Below are 5070 nucleotides of genomic sequence, written 5' to 3'. Positions count from 1 at the left end.
GATCAGACGATCGAGGCCGGGGATGTCAACATATCTGGCGTTGACTTTTGGCACGCTGTTGAGTTCTCAAGGAACGGACGCTTCCTTCGGACCGCTTTCCAGCGGGTCCTCCGGGCGCTTCGTTCTTTCGTGTTTCCAGCTTATCAGATGTTTTCCGCTCCGTTTTCCGGGGCTTCGTCATCCAACTCGCCGATGTCTTCCGGGGTTTGACGCCCCGTCCGACGTTTCAAACTCTAGCCGATCCCCGCTCCGAAAAGCGAATCCGGCCGCAATCCGATAAAAAGCGCACGCCGAATAAGCACCGAGCCGAGCCGCGCAAAGCGAAACGACCGGTACGGACCGGAAGTGGTGTCTCAAGGGATTGGCCGCTCCGGGACCGTCCGCGCAAACGCGTGTCCGGTTCTCCCTGCCGAGCGACTGGGAGACAGTACCCCTGCTCGGCGTCCAGAACAAATCCCCAGCCCCGCCAGGGCCGCTTTCCGGCCCTGGCGGCTACCGCGGGGCCGTCAGACGGGCGGCCAGACCGGCGAGCTCGGCGTGCCAGACCGGGGAGAACGCCGCGGCGGCGAGGGCCCGGTGGCTGCGGTCGAGCAGGTGGGCGATGGTGCGCTCGACCCGGTCGCGGTCCTCTCCGTCGAGCAGTGCCTCCCGCAGCAGATCGCCGTACCAGTCACGGTCCCCGCCGCCGCTGAGGAAGCCCCGCATCCGCCAGGCGGCGTGCACCGGGCGCGCGTAGTCCTGGTAGACCACCGCCAGGTCGCCGCGACCCGCCAGGGCCGCGCCCATCAACAGCGGGTGCAGGAGCGCGTACCAACCGCTGCCGCAGCCCCGGGCGCAGCCGGTGAGGCATTCGGCCGGCCACGGGTCCGCCAGGTAGCTGCTGGACAGCGCGGAGTCCACGTAGCTTCCGCCCAGCCGGCCGATCCGCAGGTCGTACCAGACCTGCCGGACGGCGTCCGGCAGGTTCGCGGCGATGCGGTCGGCGAGGGCCGTCGCCAGGTCTCCGACCAGGGAGGCCATCCCGATGCCGAAGTAGCGGGCATCACCGCCCCAGCCGTTGCGCTCGTGCTCGGCGCTGTGCCGGACGTGCAGGGTGGGGGCGCCGTGCCGCAGCAGGGAGTTCTCCCAGGCGTCGCGGTGGATCAGGTAGCAGGTGTCGAGGAGTTCGAGGGCCACCGCCGCGTCCAGGACGGGTTCGGCCGCCGAGTCGCCGCCCGCCGCGAGGTAGCCGGTGAGCAGGACGGTGGGACGGATCCGCTCCCCGCCGGCGGTGACCAGCTCCGCCAGGCCCTCCATCATTCCCACGGCCCCGGGGTCGGTGGCCTGGCACCGCGCCTGCTCGGCGTGCAGCAGGACACGCATCCGGTCCTCGACCAGAGCCGCCATGCCGGTGCGCAGCAGCTCGGGCAGGGCCGCTTCCGGCGGCATGGACTGCGGCGTCATGGCGTCTCCATTGATAGGCGCGGCACCGCGCCGAGCCCCACCGGCGGACGGCCGGGCCGGCGACGACCGCAGGCGCGGGCTCGGGCGCGGGCGCGGGTCGGCGGACACCCCCGGTCGGCACACCGGGGGCGACCGGTTCCGCTCATCCCCGGCACGGTGTGTTCCGCGCGTCGCCGGACTCCCGCCGTCCGGATTGCCGAACCGTCACGCCCGGCTGCCCGAGCCGAGCAGGTGGAGTTCGGCGGGAAGGTCCCGACGACAGGTGATGCCGAGCTTGCGGTAGACCCGGGTGAGGTGCTGCTCGACGGTGCTCACGGTGATGCAGAGCTTCATCCCGATCTCACGGTTGGTGTGGCCGTCCACCGCGAGCATCGCCACCCGCTTCTCCGAGTCGCTGAGCCTGGCCTGGAGGTCGGCGATGTCGATGCTGTCGGACCGGGAGGCCTCGGACAGGCCGGGGGTTCCCCGGGCGCCGCGGGGTTCGCCGATAACGGAGGCGGAGACAGAGGCAGAGACGGAGGCAGCGGCAGCGGCGGGGACGGAGGCAGCGGCTGAGGCGGGGGCGGTCTGCTCGCACAGCGCCTGCGCGCCGCACTCCTTGGCGAGCTTCCAGACCAACCGGTCGACCAGGTCGGCGCGGTTGCCGTCGCCGAGGTCCCGCAGCGCCCCGGCGAAGTCGGCCAGGGTCCGGGCCAGTTCGTAACGGTCCTCGGAGTCGTGCAGTTCGTCCACCGCGCGGGCGAGCAGGGCGTGCCGCTCCCGGGGTTCGCACATGGCGGCGCGCACCCGCAGGGTGAGGCCGGAGACCCACGGGTGGGTGGAGTCCCGGTGGGCGCGCTGTTCGGCGATGAAGCGGCCGGCGTGCGGGATCTCGCCGAGCCGGATCAGCGCCTCGGCCGCGCCGAGCCGCCAGGGCAGCAGCAGCGGCCGGTCCAGGCCCCACCGCATGAGGCTGCGGCCGATGTCGAGGTAGTCGACGAGCGCCGCGTGGTAGCGGTGGGTGGCGAGGTGGTAGCGGCCGCGGGCCCGCAGGTAGGCGAGGCCGTGGATGCTGCCGACCAGGCCCTCGGGCAGCGGGCGGCTGAGTTCGCGGGCGGCGATGTCGTGCCGGCCCGCTGCGGTGGCGGCCCGGATCAGGGTGGCGGCCACACCCCCCGCGAAGGCGCTGCCGCCGCGCTCCGGCAACAGGTCCAGGGCGGTCTCGGCGGTCTGCTGCGCGCCGGTCAGGTCGCCCTGCCTGAGCAGCACCTCGGCACGCAGGGCGGTGAAGGCGGTCTGCCAGCCGGGTGCGCCGCGCCGTACCGCCTCCTCCGCGAACACCTGGCACCAGGACACGGCCCGGGACGGGCTGTCGATGGCCATCAGGGCCCGGACGGCCTGCACGATCGGGGCGGCGGTGCCGGCGCCGAGGGTGGCGCCGCGCAGGAAGGTCTCGGCTTCGGCGCCGGCCGAACCGTCCGCCGTGTACTCGGGGATCGCCCACAGGGTGGCGGGCGCCGCGACCCGGGCGGGCCGGGCGCCCGCTCCGGGCTTCGTCGTACCGGCCCACCGGAAGGCCGAGAGCCCGTCCAGCGGGTCGGTTCCGCGGCCGAACGCGCCGACGGGCCGGCCGCCGGGTTCGGCTGCGCGGCTGTCGGCCAGCTGCTCCAGCGCCTGGTCGGCCTCGTCGATCCGGCCCTGCTCGGTGAGCAGCCGGGCGAGCGGTCCGAGCCGGGCAGGTCCGAGCCGGCCGGCCCGCAGGCTCTCCAGCGGACCGGCGAGGGCGCGCTCGGCGGCGCTGGGGTTGGTCCGCCAGGTGATGGCGGCGAGCTTGATGCGGAACTGGGCGCGCTGCCCGTCGTCGGCCGGGCCGCGGTAGGCGAGTTCGAGGCAGGCGGCGGCCTGGTGGGTCGCGCCGTCGGCGAGCAGTTGCTCGGCCGCGTTGGCGAGCACCGTCGCCGCCCACGGCAGGTCGGTGCTGCCCGCGGCGAGCAGTTGGGCGGCCACGGCGGTGCTCGGGGCGCCGGCCCGGTGGGCGAGTACGGCGGCACGGCGGTGCAGGGCGGTCCGGTCGTCCGGGTGCATCCGGTCGAGCACGGCCTGGCGGGCGACGGCGTGGCGGAAGCGGTAGCCCAGCAGGATGCCGGCGGCATCGAGGGCGACGGTGCCCCGGACGACCGCGGCATCGGTGCTGCGGAGCAGCCGGACGGCGAGTTCGTGCGAGCCGAGGTCGCCGAGCACCGCCAACACCTCGGCGAGACGGCGCGCCACGGGGCCGCAACGGTGCAGGCAGGCGAGGACGGCCTGGGCGAAGGCGCCGCCGGGTTCGGGGGCGCGGCCGCCGGCCCGGTGCTCCTCGAGCAGGGCGCGCAGCAGCAGCGGGTTGCCGGCGGCGGCGTCGACCGCCGGCGGGGTCCTGCCGTCGGCCGGGGCGGCGGCGATCTGGGAGGCCGATTCGGCGGCGACCAGCCCGCCGACCGCTTCGGGGCACAGCCGTCCGGCCCGGATCCGGACGAAGCCGCGCTGGCGCAGCAGCTCGGTCCGGTAGACGGGGTCGTCGCGCCGCTCGTGGAGCGACTCGGTGAACACCAGCAGCACCCGGGCGGCACGGGTGCGGCGGACCAGGTGGAGCAGGTACTGACAGGACAGGTCGTCGACGTGGTGCAGGTCGTCGACGCAGATGACCACCGGTGCGCGCTCGGCGAGCCGGTGCACGGCCGCGCACAGGGCCTGCATCACGTCGACCCGGGACGGCTCCGGCGCGGCGGCCGGGTCCGGCAGGGCCCCGGCCGGGGCGGCGGCCAGCAACTGGCCGAGCACGCCGAGCGGGAGGTCCCGCTCGACGGCGGTGCCGATGGCCCGCAGCACCACGGCGCCGGAGGAGGCGGCGGACTCGGCGACGGTCTCGACGAGTTCGCTCTTCCCGCAGCCGACCGCGCCCTCGATCAGGACGATCCCGCTAGTCCCTTGGAAGGCGTCGGCGAGCGCGGTTTCCAGTACGGCCAGCTCTCGTTCACGATCGATCAGCACGTTTCTGCCCTCGGATTCGTCCGCGTCGCGGTCAGCGCGCCCTCCGCCGCACGGCGAGCCCCGGAAAGAGTCGCGGGCGCGTGTAGAGGTTTGCCGCCCGGAAATCGCTCCGGCGGCGATCTTGAGTCTAGGGAGCGCCCACCGGACTGACCTCGGACAAAATGCCGACCAGAACCTGCACGACAACAACTTCTCCCCGCTTCGCAGTCGTGCCGCCATTCCTGCCGGACCGGCCCGGCGACCCCGGAGGACCTGGTGAAACGCCTCGGGGGCCGGCCCTGGAGCGCCGCTCGCACGGGCGGCCGGCCGGCCGGGAAGGAAGGGGGGAGAGAGGGGACGGCGGTGGCCGCCCGGGAGTCCGGCGGGCCCCGGGTACCGAGGGGACGGTCCACGCTCCACGAGCCCGAGGGTTCGGGCCGCGAGGCCCCGTCGGGCGACCCCGGTCGTGTCGAACGGGCCGGAGGGCGACGGAGTGCGCGCCGGGCGGCAGCTCCGGCACGGGGGTGGGTGCACAGCGGTCCGCCGGTCCGCACGGCGGGGCCCCGGGCCCGGTGGCAGTGGCGCTCGGCCCGGCGTTCAGCGGCGGGTCCACGTTGTCGGGCCCGCACGCGGCGAGCG

Annotated in this window: 2 protein-coding genes; both read right to left on the bottom strand. The window is 74.6% G+C overall.

All coding sequences use genetic code 11. The features are described from left to right. Positions 1-492 precede the first annotated feature (492 nt). A complete protein-coding gene (locus ABTY61_RS41650; protein ID WP_350510462.1) occupies positions 493-1443 on the bottom strand; it encodes a polyprenyl synthetase family protein in 951 nt (316 codons plus the stop codon). Between the two features lie 204 nt (positions 1444-1647). After that, complete coding sequence (locus tag ABTY61_RS41645; RefSeq protein ID WP_350510461.1) at positions 1648-4452, bottom strand: helix-turn-helix transcriptional regulator; 2805 nt, start codon at positions 4450-4452, stop codon at positions 1648-1650. Between the last annotated feature and the right edge of the window lie 618 nt (positions 4453-5070).

Origin of the sequence: Kitasatospora sp. NPDC096128, assembly GCF_040303105.1 — a bacterium.
Classification (GTDB): Bacteria; Actinomycetota; Actinomycetes; order Streptomycetales; family Streptomycetaceae; genus Kitasatospora.
The sequence above is the reverse complement of the archived record's forward strand: the minus strand, read 5'-3'. Positions and strand labels throughout refer to the sequence as shown.

Coding starts and splice junctions, on each gene's coding strand:
- ABTY61_RS41650 (WP_350510462.1), bottom strand. CDS start 1,443: ATGACGCCGCAGTCCATGCCGCCGGAAGCGGCCCTGCCCGAGCTGCTG.